This is a genomic window from Streptomyces sp. NPDC028298 (assembly GCF_055565895.1).
Genome location: NZ_JBVHTL010000004.1, coordinates 627,149 through 642,036 on the forward strand (window position 1 = coordinate 627,149; position 14,888 = coordinate 642,036).

Below are 14,888 nucleotides of genomic sequence, written 5' to 3' on the forward strand. Positions count from 1 at the left end.
ATCCTCCACGATTCCCTTTGAATCAGCCATGAATCGGCCATGATCACGCCCGGAATCCATGGTTCCGCGCTCATCGCGGCGTTGTCGGACGACTCCGGAGAGTAGTTGTGGCACGCGGATGCACGCAGCATCACTTACGAAGGGTTATGGTGGAAACCCCCCCCTCGGGCCGGTCCGTCTCCCCCCCACGGACCGGCCCGTTTTTTGTGCCCACGACGGCCCGCCCGGCGGGCGCCCCCGTGCGCCCCTCGGACCGGCCGCCGCGTGCGGCCCGGGATTCCGGTGACTCAGTGCCGTTGGGCCCAGATGTTCGTGCCCCGCGTCGACACCGCGAACGTGTCGATCTCCCTCAGCTCCTCGTCGGTGAGCCGCGGGGTCGCCAGTGCCTCCAGGTTCTCCTCGAGCTGGCGCACGCTGGACGCGCCGATGAGGGCGGAGGTCATCCGCTGGTCGCGCAGCACCCAGGAGAGCGCGAGCTGGGCGAGCGACTGGCCGCGCCGGGCCGCGATGTCGTTCAGCCCGTTCAGCCGGCGCACGACCTCGTCGCTCAGCAGCCCCGGGTCCAGCGACTTGCCCTGGGTGGCGCGCGAGCCCTCCGGGATGCCCTGGAGGTACTTCCCCGTCAGCAGACCCTGCGCGAGCGGCGCGAAGGAGATGCAGCCCATGCCGGCCGCCTCCAGCGTGTCGAGCAGTCCGTCGTCCTCGGTCCAGCGGTTGAGCATCGAGTACGAGGGCTGGTGGATCAGCGGACGGACGCCCATCCCGGTCAGGATCCGGGCCGCCTCCGCCGTCTGCTCGCTGCTGTAGGAGGAGACGCCGACGTACAGCGCCTTGCCCTGCTGGACGGCGGACGCCAGCGCGCCCATCGTCTCCTCCAGCGGGGTGTCCGGGTCGAAGCGGTGCGAGTAGAAGATGTCGACGTGGTCGAGGCCCATCCGCCGCAGCGACTGGTCCAGCGAGGACAGCAGGTACTTGCGGCTGCCCCACTCGCCGTACGGACCGGGCCACATGTCGTAGCCCGCCTTGGTCGAGATGACCAGCTCGTCCCGGTAGGGCGCGAAATCCTCCTTCAGCAGCCTGCCGAAGTTCAGTTCCGCCGAGCCGGGCGGCGGTCCGTAGTTGTTGGCGAGGTCGAAATGGGTGACGCCGAGATCGAAGGCGCGGCGCAGGATCGCGCGCTGGGAGTCGAGCGAGCGGTCGTCGCCGAAGTTGTGCCACAGACCGAGCGAGATCGCGGGCAGTTTGAGCCCGCTGCGGCCCGTACGCCGGTATTCCATCGAGTCGTACCGCTCCGTTGCGGCACGGTACAGAGTGGGGTCGTTCATGGGGACGAACCTATGTCAGGGTGCACAGGCCCCTCGGCAGGCCTCGCGTTGCGCAGGGGTAGGCTTCGCCCCGGGGGACCGCCATATGGACAGGGACTGTGCTCGGGCGCGGCTGTCCGATCCGCACGGAGGGGCTGACAACACGTGACCTTGCGCGACAACCTGCGCCGTCTGCTGGTCAGGTTCTATGCACGCAGGGTGGAAGGCCACCTCGACCACGACCAGGTGCCCAAGCACATCGGCGTCATCATGGACGGCAACCGCCGCTGGGCGAAGGCCGCCGGTTCGACGACCGCCCAGGGACACCGGGCCGGAGCGGACAAGATCGAGGAGTTCCTCGGCTGGTGCGCGGAGACCGATGTCGAGGTCGTCACCCTGTGGCTGCTGTCCACCGACAACTTCGACCGCCCGCAGGAGGAGCTCGGTCCGCTCCTCGGCATCATCGAGGGCGTCGTGCGCACCCTGGCGGCCGACGGCCGCTGGCGGGTGCACCACGTCGGGACGCGGGACATCCTGCCCTCCCCGATGCAGTCGGCGCTCAAGGAGGCCGAGGAGGCCACCGCGCACGTCGAGGGCATAGTCGTGAACGTCGCCATCGGCTACGGCGGCCGCCAGGAGATCGCCGACGCCGTGCGCTCGATGATCCTCGACGCCGCGGACAAGGGGACCTCGATGGAGGACCTCGCCGACCGCGTCGACGTCGACCTCATCGGCAAGCACCTCTACACCGGTGCCCAGCCCGACCCCGACCTGGTGATCCGCACCAGCGGCGAGCAGCGGCTGTCCGGATTCATGCTCTGGCAGACCGCCCACTCCGAGTACTACTTCTGCGAAGTCTTCTGGCCGGCCTTCCGCAAGGTCGACTTCCTGCGCGCCCTGCGCGACTACGCGGCGCGACACCGCCGCTACGGAGGCTGAAACACCGGGCATCCCGCGTACTTCGGGGTGCCCGGGAGGGACGCACGTCATCGGGAGTTAACGAACGCGCCGTCATGTGCCCTGGCATGGCTTGGCTCGTTCGAGGGCATAAGCCTTGCAGGTCGACGCCCGAACCACGGGTGTCGTATCTCAGCGGACGGCACGGGGCCGTCCGCCCGGGAGGCCCTTTGCACCAGCGCGATCGTGCGGTCAGCACGGACGAGGCGGAGGGCCGGTTTTCGGCCCGTGCATCGGTGCCGCGAACCGGTCCAGATCTCCTTCGTCGCTCCCCGACCTCATCCGAGGGGGTACGTCCTTCCGTGGTGACCAGCACAAAGCGCCGTAATCCAGACCGGCGCACCTATGTTCTCGACACCAGCGTCCTGCTGGCCGACCCGAATGCCCTGAGCCGCTTCGACGAGCACGAAGTCGTGCTGCCGATCGTCGTGGTCACGGAGCTGGAGGCCAAGCGGCACCATCCCGAACTCGGCTACTTCGCCCGGCAGGCGCTGCGCCTGCTCGACGAGTTCCGGGTCCGGCACGGCCGCCTCGACTCCCCGATCCCCGTCGGGGACCTCGGCGGGACGGTACGCGTCGAGCTCAACCACTCGGACCCCAGCGTCCTGCCCAGCGGGTACCGCCTGGGGGACAACGACTCCCGCATCCTCGCGGTCGCCCGCAACCTGCAGGCCGAGGGATACGACGTCACCGTCGTCTCGAAGGACCTGCCGCTCAGGATCAAGGCGTCCTCGGTGGGTCTCCTCGCCGAGGAGTACCGCGCGGAGCTCGCCATCACGGGCTCGTCCGGTTGGACCGGCATGTCCGAACTGGCCCTGTCCGGCGAACAGGTGGACATCCTCTTCGAGGAGGGGCACGCCTACGTCCCCGAAGCCGCCGGCCTGCCGGTGCACACGGGACTGACGATCCAGTCGGAGCGCGGCAAGGCCCTCGGCCGTGTCACGGCCGAGGGCAACGTCCGGCTCGTGCGCGGCGACCGCGAGGCCTTCGGCATCAAGGGCCGCAGCGCGGAGCAGCGCATCGCGCTCGATCTGCTGCTCGACCCGGACGTCGGGATCGTGTCGATGGGCGGCCGGGCCGGCACCGGCAAGTCCGCGCTCGCGCTGTGCGCGGGCCTGGAGGCCGTCCTGGAACGCCGCCAGCACCAGAAGGTGATGGTCTTCCGGCCGCTGTACGCGGTGGGCGGGCAGGAGCTCGGCTATCTGCCCGGCTCCGAGTCCGAGAAGATGAGCCCCTGGGCCCAGGCGGTCTTCGACACGCTCTCCGCGGTCACCAGCCGCGAGGTCATCGAGGAGGTCACCGCGCGCGGCATGCTGGAGGTCCTGCCGCTCACGCACATCCGCGGCCGCTCGCTCCACGACGCGTTCGTGATCGTGGACGAGGCCCAGTCCCTGGAACGGAACGTCCTGTTGACCGTTCTGTCCCGTATCGGCGCCAATTCGCGGGTCGTTCTGACCCATGACGTGGCACAAAGGGACAATCTGCGCGTCGGGCGCTACGACGGAGTGGTCGCCGTCGTAGAGAAGTTGAAGGGCCATCCGCTCTTCGCGCACGTCACGCTGAATCGTTCCGAGAGGTCCCAGATTGCGGCACTCGTGACCGAAATGCTGGAGGACGGGCAGATCTGATCCAGGCTGCCCCACCTGCTCAAAGGGTGGTGCATACACGCTGGTTGGCGCCGTCCGGCAAAGGCGAAGAGCCTAGCCGGGCGGCGTCTTGCTGCGCTGGTGTTTCCGCGAAACAGCCGAGGCAAACGGGGTGTGAGCTTTCACACGCGACACGGAATTGCCGAGCGGCGCCGGGTAACGGCTAGAGTCTCACTCCTGTCAGGCCCCGCATACGACACACCTGTACCCCCAGCGGCACAGAACACCGGAACCTCAGAACTCCATAGAGCCGTCGTATGCCGCCCGCGCACCACGTGGCGCTCCCTCAGCGGGAGTTGCCCACCGGGCCCGTGTCTCCCCGTGACCCCGCAGTTGGGAGGCCAGCGCCGAGGGGCACGATTGCGTCCGCGAGGGTCACCTAAACGGGCGATGCTGGAAGGAAACCGTGTGAGCCGGATTTCGGTCCGGGGATTCGCAGTGGCTTCGGCCACCGCGGTCACCGCTGTCGGAAGCGTGGTCGGAGTTGCCTCGGGCAGCGTCGCCCAGCCCTCGAACGATGCCGAGGCGACGGCGAGCGACTCGACTCTCCTCGCAGACATACCTGCCGGCCAGCAGGCCCAGGTGCAGACCGCTTCCCTGACGCAGCAGGCCGATGCCCAGGCCATCGCCGCCGACGCGAGCGCCAAGAAGGACGCGGAGGCGGCCGCCCGCAAGCAGGCGGCCGACGACGCCGTCGCGAAGCAGAAGGCTGCTGCGAAGGCGGAGAAGGAAGCCAAGGAGCGCAAGGCGGCGGAGGAAGCGGCCAGCCGCTCCGCGACGCGCGACGCCTCCAGCTTCTCGGTCAAGTCCTCGTACACCGTCGCCCAGATCCAGGCGATGGCGGCTCAGATGGTGCCGAGCGGTCAGTTCCAGTGCTTCAGCAACATCGTGAACCACGAGTCGAGCTGGAACTACCACGCCGTCAACGCCTCCTCCGGTGCGTACGGTCTCTTCCAGGCCCTGCCCGCGGGCAAGTACGCCTCGGCCGGTTCCGACTGGCAGACCAACCCGGCCACCCAGATCAAGTGGGGCCTGAACTACATGAACAGCCGGTACGGCAGCCCCTGTGAGGCCTGGTCGTTCTGGCAGGCCAACAGCTGGTACTGAGTTCCACGCCGTACGCCGGCGGCTCAACCTTGCGGAGCCCCTCCCCGTCCTACGGGGAGGGGCTCCGGCCATGTACGGTCGGACCCGACGACTCCAGGGGGAGTGGTGGGGAGCGGCGGGGGAAGAGGACGCATCATGTCGCGTGTACCAGGATGGCTCGGCCGGATCGGCGCCGGACTCACCGAGCTGGGAGAGCGGTTGGACGAACGCCGCGCCGAGGTCGAACTCGAGTCGCGGGGCCCGCTCGACGGCGAGGACGGCTCCGACCGGTCCGCCCCCCTCGACGCACCCGGCCCCCAGGCGAAGACTCCCGCGCCCTCCGGTACACCCGACGGCCCGGCGGACGCCGACGCCTCCACGCTCCCGGTCCAGCGCCCCTCCGAGGAGCAGGCCGCGGCGCTCGCGCACGCGCCGCACCCCCACCGTCCCGACCCCGCCCTCGCCGTGCCGTGGGGAGTGCGTGTCGCCGCCGAGGCGGGCTGGCGGCTGCTCATCCTCGCGGGCACCGTCTGGGTGCTGATGCGGGTCATCAGCGCCGTACAGCTCGTCGTGCTCGCCTTCGTGGCCGCGCTGCTCATCACCGCGCTGCTCCAGCCCACGGTGGCCCGGCTGACGCGGCACCGGGTGCCGCGCGGGCTCGCCACCGCGCTCACCGCGATCCTCGGCTTCGTCATCATGGGGCTGATCGGCTGGTTCGTGGTCTGGCAGGTCCAGGAGAACATCGACAACCTCTCCAACCAGATCCAGGACGGCATCGACGAGCTGCGCAAGTGGCTCCTCAAGGGCCCGTTCCACGTCACCGACAAGCAGATCAACGAGATCGCCAAGAACCTCCGTGAGGCGATCGGGGCGAACACGGACCAGATCACCTCGGCGGGTCTTCAGGGTGTGACGGTGATCGTGGAGGCCCTCACCGGCATCCTGCTCACGATGTTCTCGACCCTCTTCCTGCTCTACGACGGCAAGCGGATCTGGGAGTGGTCGCTCAAGCTCGTCCCGGCCGCCGCCCGGACGGGGGTCGCCGGCGCGGGCCCGCGCGCGTGGCGCACGCTCACCGCCTACGTCCGCGGCACGGTGATAGTCGCGATGATCGACGCGATCTTCATCGGCCTCGGCATCTACATCCTCAAGGTGCCCATGGCCGTGCCGCTCGCCGTCTTCATCTTCCTCGGCGCGTTCATCCCGCTGGTGGGCGCGGTGATCTCCGGGGCGCTGGCGGTGGTGGTCGCGCTGGTGACCCAGGGCGTCTTCGTCGCCGTCATGACCCTCGTGGTGGTCCTCGCCGTCCAGCAGATCGAGGGCCACATCCTCCAGCCCTTCATCCTCGGGCGCGCGGTCCGCGTCCATCCCCTGGCCGTGGTCCTCTCGGTCGCCGCCGGCGGCATGATCGCCGGCATCGGCGGAGCGGTCGTCGCGGTCCCGCTGGTCGCGGTGACCAACACGGTGGTCGCGTACCTGCGTTCGTACGCCGGTGAGGCGGAGCTGCGGGACACCCCCGAACCCCGCGGCGCCACCGCCGTGGACGCCTCCCCGGCCCACCGGCCGACCTCCTAGAGCCCGCTCCGGGACCCGTCCGCGGCGTCGGCCCGCCCCACGACGCCAGGCGGCACGCCCCGGCGGCCTCGCAGGGAACGCACAGGGCCCCGCCCACCGTGATGGTGGGCGGGGCCCTGTGTCCGTGTGTCGGTCCTACACGGCGAGGTGCGCCTCGGCGTCCAGCGTGGCGGCGACGGCCTGGAGCACGGCCGCGATCTTGAACGCCTCCTGGATCGTCTCCCGGTCGACGCCGGCCTTGCGGAGCACCTGCTCGTGGGAGTCGAGGCACTGGCCGCAGCCGTTGATCGCGGAGACGGCGAGCGACCACAGCTCGAAGTCGACCTTCTCCACACCCGGGTTGCCGATGACGTTCATCCGCAGACCGGCGCGCATCGTCCCGTACTCCGGGTCCGACAGCAGGTGCCGGGTCCGGTAGAAGACGTTGTTCATCGCCATGATCGCGGCGGCCGACTTGGCGGCCGTGTACGCCTCGGGCGACAACTGGGCCTTGGCCTCGGGCTCCAGCTCACGCAGCACGCGCGGGGACCGCGAGGCGATGGCGCAGGCCAGCACCGTGCCCCAGAGCTGCTGCTGCGGCAGGTCGCTGTTGCCGATCACCGAACCGAGGTTCAGGCGCAGGTCCTTGGCGTAGTCCGGTATGGCGGACTTCAGTTCGTCGAGAGCCATGGAAGGTCACTCACCGGCCAGCAGGGCGACCGGGTCGAGGGTGGTCTCGCCCTTGGTCCAGTTGCACGGGCAGAGCTCGTCCGTCTGGAGAGCGTCCAGGACCCGCAGGACCTCCTTGGGGTTACGGCCGACGGAGCCGGCGGTCACCATGGAGAACTGGATCTCGTTGTTCTGGTCGACGATGAAGACGGCACGCTTGGCGAAGCCGTCCTCGCCCTCGATGCCGAGGTCGCGCATGAGCTCGTGCTTCGAGTCGGCCATCATCGGGAAGGGCAGGTCACGCAGGTCGTCGTGGTCCTTGCGCCAGGCGTGGTGCACGAACTCCGAGTCGCCGGAGAAGCCCAGCACCTGCGCGTCACGGTCGGCGAACTCGTCGTTCAGCTTGCCGAACGCCGCGATCTCGGTGGGGCACACGAAGGTGAAGTCCTTGGGCCACGCGAAGACGATCTTCCACTTGCCCTCGTAGGTCTTGTGGTCGATCTGCTCGAACTCCTTGCCCTTCTCCAGCGAGACACAGGCGGTCAGGTCGAACGTGGGGAACTGGTCACCGACAGTGAGCACAAACTCTCCTAGCAGCAAGGGGTAGCCCTTTTTGGGGGCGTTTCCCTAGGGGGGTGGACGGCCTTGATCGTGGCACAGCCGGTATTGATTCGGGAAATAGCTACACTTGGTCGTGTTGATCGACTACGGCTATCAGTGACGCCCGGTGAACGGGCCCGGAAGGACGAGGACGGCCATGGCGAGCCCCACCGGCAGGACGGGCGGCAAGGGCGGCGGGCGCCGTACCCCCAGCCTCGCGCAGCTTCGCGCTTTCACCGCCGTCGCCGAGCATCTCCACTTCCGGGACGCGGCCGCCGCGATCGGCATGAGCCAGCCCGCGCTGTCCGGTGCCGTCTCCACGCTGGAGGACACCCTCGGGGTGACCCTCCTGGAGCGTACGACCCGCAAAGTGCTCCTGTCGCCCGCGGGGGAGCGCCTCGCCGTACGCGCCAAGGCCGTACTGGCCGAGGTCGGCGCACTGATGGAGGAGGCGGCGGCCGTCCGGGCGCCGTTCACCGGAGCCCTGCGCCTGGGGGTCATCCCCACCGTCGCCCCCTACCTCCTGCCGACCGTCCTGCGTCTCGTCCACGACCGCTACCCCGACCTCGACCTCCAGGTGCACGAGGAGCAGACCGCCAGCCTGCTGGAGGGGCTGACGGTCGGCCGGCTCGACCTGCTGCTGCTCGCGGTCCCCCTCGGTCTCCCCGGTGTCGTCGAACTCCCGCTGTTCGACGAGGACTTCGTGCTGGTGACCCCGCTCGGCCACGGGCTCGGCGGACGGGAGGGCATTTCGCGCGAGGCGCTGCGCGAACTGCGGCTGCTGCTGCTCGACGAGGGCCACTGCCTGCGCGACCAGGCCCTGGACATCTGCCGTGAGGCCGGGCGCGCCGACGCCCCCGTGACCACCACCGCCGCGGGCCTGTCGACCCTCGTCCAGCTCGTCGCCGGCGGTCTCGGGGTGACCCTGCTGCCCCGTACCGCCGTCAAGGTGGAGACGACCCGCAGCGATCAGCTCCTCACCGGGTACTTCGCGGACCCGGCCCCCACCCGGCGGATCGCGCTCGCGATGCGGTCGGGTGCCGCGCGGAGCACGGAGTACCACGAACTCGCGGAGGCCCTGCGCGAGGCGCTGCGCCCCCTGCCCGTCCGGGTGTTGGGCGCGGACGCCTGAACCGCCGTACAGAGTCGGTCAATCGGGCGACCGATGACGTCCCGTGACAGCCGGGAAATTTCAAGTTCCGTCAGGTAGTGCGACTCTCGCTGGGATATCCACCCCGGCTGATACACATACCCCCTCAGGGTGATTCGTCAGGCGTCTGTGCGAAGTGCCGGAAGTTCCAAGGGGAGTGATGTCGGGCATTCGGGATTCCCTTGGCAGGGTCGGATACGACCTGCTGTCGCACGCGCTGAGCGAATGCCAGAACACGCGGGCGACGGGGAAACTGCGGGTGTCCGGAAAACCCGGGGGAGTTTTCCATCTGCGTGACGGCGCCGTCGTCGCCGTCGAAAGTCCCGGCGCCCCGGGAGCCGAGGCGCGGCTGCTGCGCTCGGGCCGGGTCAGCGGCGAGCAGTGGGCCGAACTGCTCCGCGAGTCCGGCGGTACCCGGTGGCCCGAGGCCGGACTGATCGCGCACGGATACGCGGGGGCCGCGCAGCTCCGGGTCGTCTGCATGATGGCGATGCAGGACGCGGCGTTCGCCGTCGTGGCCGGTGACGTGGAGGCGTGCGACCCGCTCGACGCCGCCTTCGAGCCGTACGCGCCGGTCGCCCTCGGAGAGGCCCCCGGGCGGCTGCTCCAGGACGCGGCGAGGAAGCTGGCGGCCGTCGCCGCCCTGCCGCGGCCCGTACGGCCGGATCGGGAACGCCCCGTGCCGGCCGCGGTGCCGGACGAGATACGTGAGCAGCTCCCGCCACCGCACAAGGAGCTGCTGGCCCAGGCCGACGGCCGCAGGACCGCCCGCGACATCGCCTTCGCGACCGGGCTCGGCGCCTACACCGTCACCGTGGGGATGGCCCGCATGCTCGGCGAGGGGCTGCTGGAACTGCCGGCGGAGTCCGACTCCGCCGTCCGCGTCACCGTGCGGGACCTGCCCACCGGGGCGCTCCGCCAGCGGCCCGCCGGAGCCCCGCCCGCCCTGGACCCCGAGGTGTTCTCCGCCCTGTCCTCAGTGGTGGCCGCAGGGGAGGAGACGGCACGGGACCCCGCCCCACCGGACCCCGCGGCATCGGACCCCGCCGGCCCGGACCCCGCGGCACCCGAGCGTCGGCCGGACCCCGGCCCGCCACCCCCCGCGATCGCTCCGGCCCTGCCCCGCAGGGAGCCCGGCGCGCACGCCCCGTCGCTGCCCCGCCGTGAGCCCGGCGCGAGCGGAATAGCGGAGACCCTCGCCCCCGAAAGGGCCGGAGCGAGCTGGAAAGGATTCTTCCGGCTGCGCCACAGGATCTGGACCCCGGACTCAGGAACGTAGAACCGACATGCCTGTCAACGATCGAATGCGCACCGTCATCAGGGAGTTCAACGCATGAATCACGAGGCACTGGCCAGGGAAATGAGGGAACTCCGGGAACAGGTGCCCGGAATCACCGACACGGCGGTGGCGGCCGCCGACGGAATGCTCATCGCGGCCGACACCGCCGACATGATCGACCCGGAGAGCCTCGCCGCGATCGCCGCCGCGGGACTCGGCATCGCCCGCCGCGCGACCGCGGTGACCGGCAGGGGCGCGTTCCGCCAGACCGTGACCTACGGCAGTCAGGGCCTCGCGGCCTTCTACGCGGTCGGCGACACCGCGCTGATGATCGTCCTCGGCGACGAGGGCATCGACCTCGAACGGCTCCACGAGCTGACCCGGCCGGCTCTCGGCCGCATCGGCTCGATCCTCACCGGAACCGGCCCCGACCCGCTCGCCGGGACACCCGCCGAGCCCGATCCGCACGCCGCGGCACCCGACGCCCTCGTCGGAGCCGTGACCGACACCGCGACCGAAGGGGTATGACGACATGGCCACCAAGCGAATGACGCCCGGGTTCTCCGACCAGATCATGGGCCTGGTCAAATCACTGCGCACCGACGCCCCGGACTGCGTCGCCTCCGGAGCCGTCGACATGTCGACCGGGATGCTGCTGAGCTACGAGACCGTCGACAACCATCCGCCGGAGGTCCTGGACCTGCTCGCGGGCGCGACCCTCGACCTGTTCCAGGGGCGCACGGTCCAGATGATCGAGGACGTGTTCAAGGAGCGCCGCGGCATCGAGTCCGAGTCGCACTTCTTCCAGGAGATCCTGGTCAACAGCGACAACCTCACGCATCTGTTCGTGCGGATGAGCGACCAGCAGGACGTGGTCGCCGTCGTCGTCTGCCGCAAGGCGGTGAACGTCGGGATGCTCTTCGCCCAGGTCCGCCGCGTGGTGAAGGAGTACAGCATGTGAACGCGGACCGGTGGCCCTCCCCGGGCGGGGAGGCCACCGGCGGCGCGTCCGAGGGCGCGGAGCGGACGCGGTCCGGCCGCGCCCGTGTCCGTGTCGGTTTGGGGCCTATTCCGTGCGCAGCCCGTCCGGCCGCATCAGCCGGATCAGCGGCGGCAGGCTGAGCAGGGTCACCAGGAGCACGACACCCGCGCCGATCCCGGTCATCGACAGAACGCTCGCCCAGTCCACGCTCACCGAGGTCCCCGTCATCTTGAGCAGGACCGTGCCGAGGGTGAGCCCGACGACGGCCGCGAGGCCGAGCCCCAGCGCGATCGGGATCGCGGTCTGCCACAGCACCGACATGCTCAGGGTGCGGCGCCGGGTGCCGAAGGCGACCAGCGCCGACAGCAGTTTCTTGCGCTCGCGGAGCTGTTCGAGCTGGGAGATGAGCAGACTCGCGCCGATCAGCACGAGGACGCAGGCCGCGCCGACGGACAGGCCCGTACGGATGGACGTGAACTTCCGGGACTGGGTCGTCGCCGACCAGACGGTGGCGTCGGTCAGGGGGCCGATCCTCGCGGCGCTGTTGCGCACCAGTTCCAGGACGTCCGGCACCGACTCGTCGAGCTGGACGTAGACCGTCGCGCGCGTGGCGGACGCGGCCCGTTCGGGCAGCGCGCCGGGCGTGAAGAGGAAGCCGCCGAGCTCGCTGCCGGACGGGTCCTTGCGCAGACCGGCCCGCTTGACCCCCTTCGGCACCGTCCAGGCGATCTCCCGGCCCTCGTCGGAGGAGCCGTAGGAGGGGTCGAAGTAGAGCCTGGTGCCGGCCTTGTCGAGCTTCGCGGTGGTGGTGTCCCACGAGGCGTTCTCGACGGCGAAGACGTCACCGTTCTCGCAGGAGGGCAGCACCGCCGTCTCCCGCAGCGCCGCGCAGTCGCCGACCGTCGCGGTGGTGGTGTTCTCCGGTTCGTCGCGCCCGTCGCCCACGTCGGTCCGCGCCAGGGCGGTCAGGTGGGTGACGCCCCTGGTCCCGGACAGTTGCCGGACCGCCCGGGCCGAGGAGACCCCGTCGGGTACGGCGACGGACATCTGGGCCCGGGTGAGGTCCTCCTTGCTGATCTTCGTGTAGTCGTCGTCGACCCCGGCGAACAGCATCTGCAGGGCTATAGCGCCGGCCACGGCCACCGCGATGCCGTTGACCAGCCGGGCCGCCGAGCCGCTGCTCAACTGAAGCCTGCGGATGGCCAGTTGCCAGGCCACGCCGCCGGAGTTCAGCCGGGCGACGACCGCCTCGACCACCCAGGGCAGCAGCGCGGTGATGCCGACCAGCAGCAACAGGACGCCGCCGATGACGAGGTACTGGTTGAAGTCCCCGTTGGACCGCCCCTGCCCGATCATCGGGTACAGCATCGCGAGGCCGCCCAGCGGCAGCAGCAGCCGCCACCACAGCCGGCGCCGCGAGGGCCGCGCGGTGCGCACCACGCCGAGCGGCTCGATGACGACACCGCGCAGCGCCAGGAGCGTCACCGCGACCGCGGCGGACGGGACCGCGAGGGCCACCAGCGCCACCAGCGCGGGCGAGGGATCGAGGTCGGCCGGGAAGACGCTGATCCTGAACACCATGATCAGACCCGCGACCTGACGTCCGACCAGGAAGAACCCCGCGCCGAGGACCAGGCCCAGCAGCGCGCCGGCCAGCGCCTCGCCGGCGGCGATCCGCCGGGTCATCCGCCCGTCCGCGCCGACCAGCCGCAGGGCCGCGAGCCGGCGGTCGCGCCGCTCACCGCCGAACCGGACGGCGGCGGCGATGAACACGCCGACCGGCATCAGCAGCACGACGAAGACGATCAGTACGAGCAGCACCAGGACGGGGTCCATGGCCTCGGACTGCCCGGGGGAGCCGAAGACGTCGATGCGCTCGACCCGGCCGCTGCCGACGGCGGTCGCGGTGAGGTCCTTCGAGCCCGCGTAGAAGGCGAGTTCGTGCGGACCGACCAGTCCGGCGTCGGCGATCGTGCCGGTGACGCGGTAGTCCAGGCGCTCGCGCAGCAGCTTGCCGTCGGGGGACTTCAGCAGCCGGTCGAGGGCGGGCGACACGACCATGTCACCGGCCGCGGGGAACGCGGACACGCCCGGCGGCAGCGGGGCCCGGGAGCCCTCGGGCTGCAGCAGCCGGCCCCGTACGTCCTCGTCGCGGAAGGCGGTGTCCACGTGCGCGACGATCAGCGTGCGGTCCGACTTCTTCCTGACCGTCCCGCTGTACGTGATGTCGCCGCGGGCGCTCTCCCGGTCGTGCCGGGAGGCCAGCGCGCTCGGCAGCGCGGTCGTGAGCAGCAGCAGCGCCACCCCGAGCCCGACCCCGACGGCCGTCAGCAGGACCCGCACCCAGGCCTCGCGGCCCCCGGTCACCGCGAACCTGGCGCCCATGGCGAGGTCGCGGGTCCACTGGCGGGCACTCATACGATCCGCTCCATGTCCCTGGACCTGCCGTCGCGTACGACGACCTCTCGGTCCGAGTACGCGGCCACGCGCGCCTCGTGCGTGACGAGCACGACGGCGGCGTTGGTCGAACGGGCGGCGTCCGTCAGCAGCTCCATCACGCGCTCGCCGTTGAGGGAGTCGAGCGCCCCGGTCGGCTCGTCGGCGAACAGCACCCGGGGACTGGTGACCAGCGAACGGGCGACGGCCACGCGCTGGCCCTGTCCTCCGGAGACCTCGCCGGGCCGCTTGTCCTTGAGGTCGTCCACCTCGAGGCGTTCCATCCACGACAGCGCGGTGCGTTCGGCCTCCTTGCGGCCCGTGCCGTTCAGCCGCAGCGGCAGCGCGACGTTCTCGACACAGCTCAGCTCCGGTACGAGCTGGCCGAACTGGAAGACGAACCCGAACTCCGAGCGGCGCAGCGCACTGCGCTGGGCGTCGTTCATCGTCGCCATCTCGCGGCCGTCGTACGTGATCGAGCCGGAGTCGGGCGTGACGATGCCGGCGAGGCAGTGGAGCAGGGTGGACTTGCCGGAGCCGGAGGGGCCCATCACGGCGACGACCTCGCCGGGGTGGATGGAGAAGCCGGCACCGTCCAGCGCGGTGGTCGGACCGTAGGTCTTGCGCAGCTCGGAGGCGGTGAGCAGGGAGCCGGCGGGAGGGGCGGAGGTGGTCATCGGGCCGTCACCGCCTCGGCGAGCCGGTCGAGGCGCGCGGCCGTCAGCTCCAGCCACCGCAGATCCGCCTCCAGGTGGAAGAGGGCGTGGTCGCAGATGAGCTGGTCGGCCAGGTCGCCCTTGCGCTTGCGCTCGGTCAGCATGCGCATCATCCGCAGGTGCTCCGAGCGCTGGGTGTCGAGGAGCTCGCTCGCGTCCCGGTGGGTCAGCAGCGCGAGGACGACCTTCGTGTACAGGGTCGACTGGAGGTACGGCTCGGGCGTCTCCGGCGTCGCGAGCCAGCGCTGCACGTCGGTGACGCCGGCCTCCGTGATCGCGTACCGCTTGCGCTCGGGCCCGTCGCCCGCCTCGATCCCGTCGATCTCGACGAGCCCGTTCTTCAGCAGCCGCGACATCGTCGAGTAGACCTGGCCGTAGTGCAGAGGCCGGTCGTGACCGAATTTCTCGTCGAAGGCCCGCTTCAGGTCGTAACCGTGGCGCGGCCCGGACTCCAGGAGCCCTAGAAGGGTGTGACCGATGGACATGCCGAGCACTCTACACACGGCGTA

General features: G+C 70.5%; 14 protein-coding genes. 8 read left to right on the forward strand and 6 right to left on the reverse strand.

What is annotated here, in order from left to right:
* Positions 1-287 precede the first annotated feature (287 nt).
* Entirely contained in the window at positions 288-1,325 is a 1,038-nt protein-coding gene (gene mgrA, locus ACZ4TO_RS21790; protein ID WP_468025000.1) for an L-glyceraldehyde 3-phosphate reductase, read from the reverse strand.
* Between the two features lie 144 nt (positions 1,326-1,469).
* Here mgrA and ACZ4TO_RS21795 point away from each other — a divergent pair, with 144 nt between their 5' ends.
* The 4 genes from ACZ4TO_RS21795 to ACZ4TO_RS21810 all read left to right on the forward strand — a co-directional run bounded on the left by ACZ4TO_RS21795 (position 1,470) and on the right by ACZ4TO_RS21810 (position 6,568).
* Entirely contained in the window at positions 1,470-2,243 is a 774-nt protein-coding gene (locus ACZ4TO_RS21795) for an isoprenyl transferase (RefSeq protein WP_382787881.1), read from the forward strand.
* Positions 2,244-2,563: 320 nt separating this feature from the next.
* Positions 2,564-3,889, forward strand: a complete 1,326-nt coding sequence (locus ACZ4TO_RS21800; RefSeq protein ID WP_382787879.1) for a PhoH family protein — start codon at positions 2,564-2,566, stop codon at positions 3,887-3,889.
* Positions 3,890-4,315: 426 nt separating this feature from the next.
* A complete protein-coding gene (locus tag ACZ4TO_RS21805) occupies positions 4,316-5,014 on the forward strand; it encodes an aggregation-promoting factor C-terminal-like domain-containing protein (protein ID WP_382787877.1) in 699 nt (232 codons plus the stop codon).
* 135 nt (positions 5,015-5,149) lie between these two features.
* The gene (locus ACZ4TO_RS21810) at positions 5,150-6,568 is read left to right on the forward strand and encodes an AI-2E family transporter (RefSeq protein ID WP_385045457.1); all 1,419 of its coding nucleotides are present in this window, start codon (positions 5,150-5,152) and stop codon (positions 6,566-6,568) included.
* 135 nt (positions 6,569-6,703) lie between these two features.
* Here the strand turns inward: ACZ4TO_RS21810 and ACZ4TO_RS21815 are convergent, their stop codons facing one another.
* Together ACZ4TO_RS21815 and ACZ4TO_RS21820 are read right to left on the reverse strand one after the other, a co-directional pair.
* On the reverse strand, positions 6,704-7,237 hold the full coding sequence (locus ACZ4TO_RS21815; RefSeq protein WP_382787873.1) for an alkyl hydroperoxide reductase: 534 nt from the start codon (positions 7,235-7,237) through the stop codon (positions 6,704-6,706).
* Between the two features lie 6 nt (positions 7,238-7,243).
* Positions 7,244-7,798 carry a peroxiredoxin gene (locus tag ACZ4TO_RS21820; RefSeq protein ID WP_382787871.1) on the reverse strand — a complete coding sequence of 185 codons (555 nt, stop codon included), beginning with the start codon at positions 7,796-7,798 and terminating at the stop codon, positions 7,244-7,246.
* A 175-nt stretch (positions 7,799-7,973) separates the two neighbouring features.
* On the opposite strand from ACZ4TO_RS21820, the gene ACZ4TO_RS21825 reads away from it, so the two are divergent.
* The 4 genes from ACZ4TO_RS21825 (at position 7,974) to ACZ4TO_RS21840 (ending at position 11,206) form a co-directional block, all read left to right on the forward strand.
* Positions 7,974-8,948 (forward strand): LysR substrate-binding domain-containing protein, encoded by a 975-nt coding sequence (locus ACZ4TO_RS21825; RefSeq protein WP_382787869.1) that lies wholly within the window; start codon positions 7,974-7,976, stop codon positions 8,946-8,948.
* Between the two features lie 178 nt (positions 8,949-9,126).
* Complete coding sequence (locus tag ACZ4TO_RS21830; protein WP_468025001.1) at positions 9,127-10,245, forward strand: MarR family transcriptional regulator; 1,119 nt, start codon at positions 9,127-9,129, stop codon at positions 10,243-10,245.
* A 54-nt stretch (positions 10,246-10,299) separates the two neighbouring features.
* A complete protein-coding gene (locus tag ACZ4TO_RS21835) occupies positions 10,300-10,773 on the forward strand; it encodes a roadblock/LC7 domain-containing protein (protein WP_382787866.1) in 474 nt (157 codons plus the stop codon).
* 4 nt (positions 10,774-10,777) lie between these two features.
* Positions 10,778-11,206 carry a hypothetical protein gene (locus tag ACZ4TO_RS21840; protein WP_382787864.1) on the forward strand — a complete coding sequence of 143 codons (429 nt, stop codon included), beginning with the start codon at positions 10,778-10,780 and terminating at the stop codon, positions 11,204-11,206.
* Between the two features lie 105 nt (positions 11,207-11,311).
* Here ACZ4TO_RS21840 and ACZ4TO_RS21845 read toward each other — a convergent pair whose 3' ends face one another.
* Genes ACZ4TO_RS21845 through ACZ4TO_RS21855 form a run of 3 tightly spaced genes read right to left on the reverse strand, consistent with a single transcriptional unit; the run spans position 11,312 to position 14,864 of the window.
* A complete protein-coding gene (locus ACZ4TO_RS21845) occupies positions 11,312-13,645 on the reverse strand; it encodes an ABC transporter permease (RefSeq protein ID WP_468025002.1) in 2,334 nt (777 codons plus the stop codon).
* Entirely contained in the window at positions 13,642-14,340 is a 699-nt protein-coding gene (locus tag ACZ4TO_RS21850; protein WP_385045443.1) for an ABC transporter ATP-binding protein, read from the reverse strand. The genes ACZ4TO_RS21845 and ACZ4TO_RS21850 overlap by 4 nt, the downstream gene beginning before the upstream one ends.
* Complete coding sequence (locus tag ACZ4TO_RS21855; RefSeq protein ID WP_355760660.1) at positions 14,337-14,864, reverse strand: PadR family transcriptional regulator; 528 nt, start codon at positions 14,862-14,864, stop codon at positions 14,337-14,339. Before ACZ4TO_RS21855 ends, ACZ4TO_RS21850 begins: the two co-directional genes overlap by 4 nt.
* Positions 14,865-14,888: the final 24 nt, after the last annotated feature.

What these genes read in the sequence shown, in the direction of transcription:
- ACZ4TO_RS21830 (WP_468025001.1), top strand. Translation starts at nt 9,127, where the DNA reads ATGTCGGGCATTCGGGATTCCCTTGGCAGGGTCGGATACGACCTGCTG.
- ACZ4TO_RS21835 (WP_382787866.1), top strand. Translation starts at nt 10,300, where the DNA reads ATGAATCACGAGGCACTGGCCAGGGAAATGAGGGAACTCCGGGAACAG.
- ACZ4TO_RS21850 (WP_385045443.1), bottom strand. Translation starts at nt 14,340, where the DNA reads ATGACCACCTCCGCCCCTCCCGCCGGCTCCCTGCTCACCGCCTCCGAG.
- ACZ4TO_RS21845 (WP_468025002.1), bottom strand. Translation starts at nt 13,645, where the DNA reads ATGAGTGCCCGCCAGTGGACCCGCGACCTCGCCATGGGCGCCAGGTTC.
- ACZ4TO_RS21815 (WP_382787873.1), bottom strand. Translation starts at nt 7,237, where the DNA reads ATGGCTCTCGACGAACTGAAGTCCGCCATACCGGACTACGCCAAGGAC.
- ACZ4TO_RS21840 (WP_382787864.1), top strand. Translation starts at nt 10,778, where the DNA reads ATGGCCACCAAGCGAATGACGCCCGGGTTCTCCGACCAGATCATGGGC.
- mgrA (WP_468025000.1), bottom strand. Translation starts at nt 1,325, where the DNA reads ATGAACGACCCCACTCTGTACCGTGCCGCAACGGAGCGGTACGACTCG.
- ACZ4TO_RS21855 (WP_355760660.1), bottom strand. Translation starts at nt 14,864, where the DNA reads ATGTCCATCGGTCACACCCTTCTAGGGCTCCTGGAGTCCGGGCCGCGC.
- ACZ4TO_RS21825 (WP_382787869.1), top strand. Translation starts at nt 7,974, where the DNA reads ATGGCGAGCCCCACCGGCAGGACGGGCGGCAAGGGCGGCGGGCGCCGT.
- ACZ4TO_RS21810 (WP_385045457.1), top strand. Translation starts at nt 5,150, where the DNA reads ATGTCGCGTGTACCAGGATGGCTCGGCCGGATCGGCGCCGGACTCACC.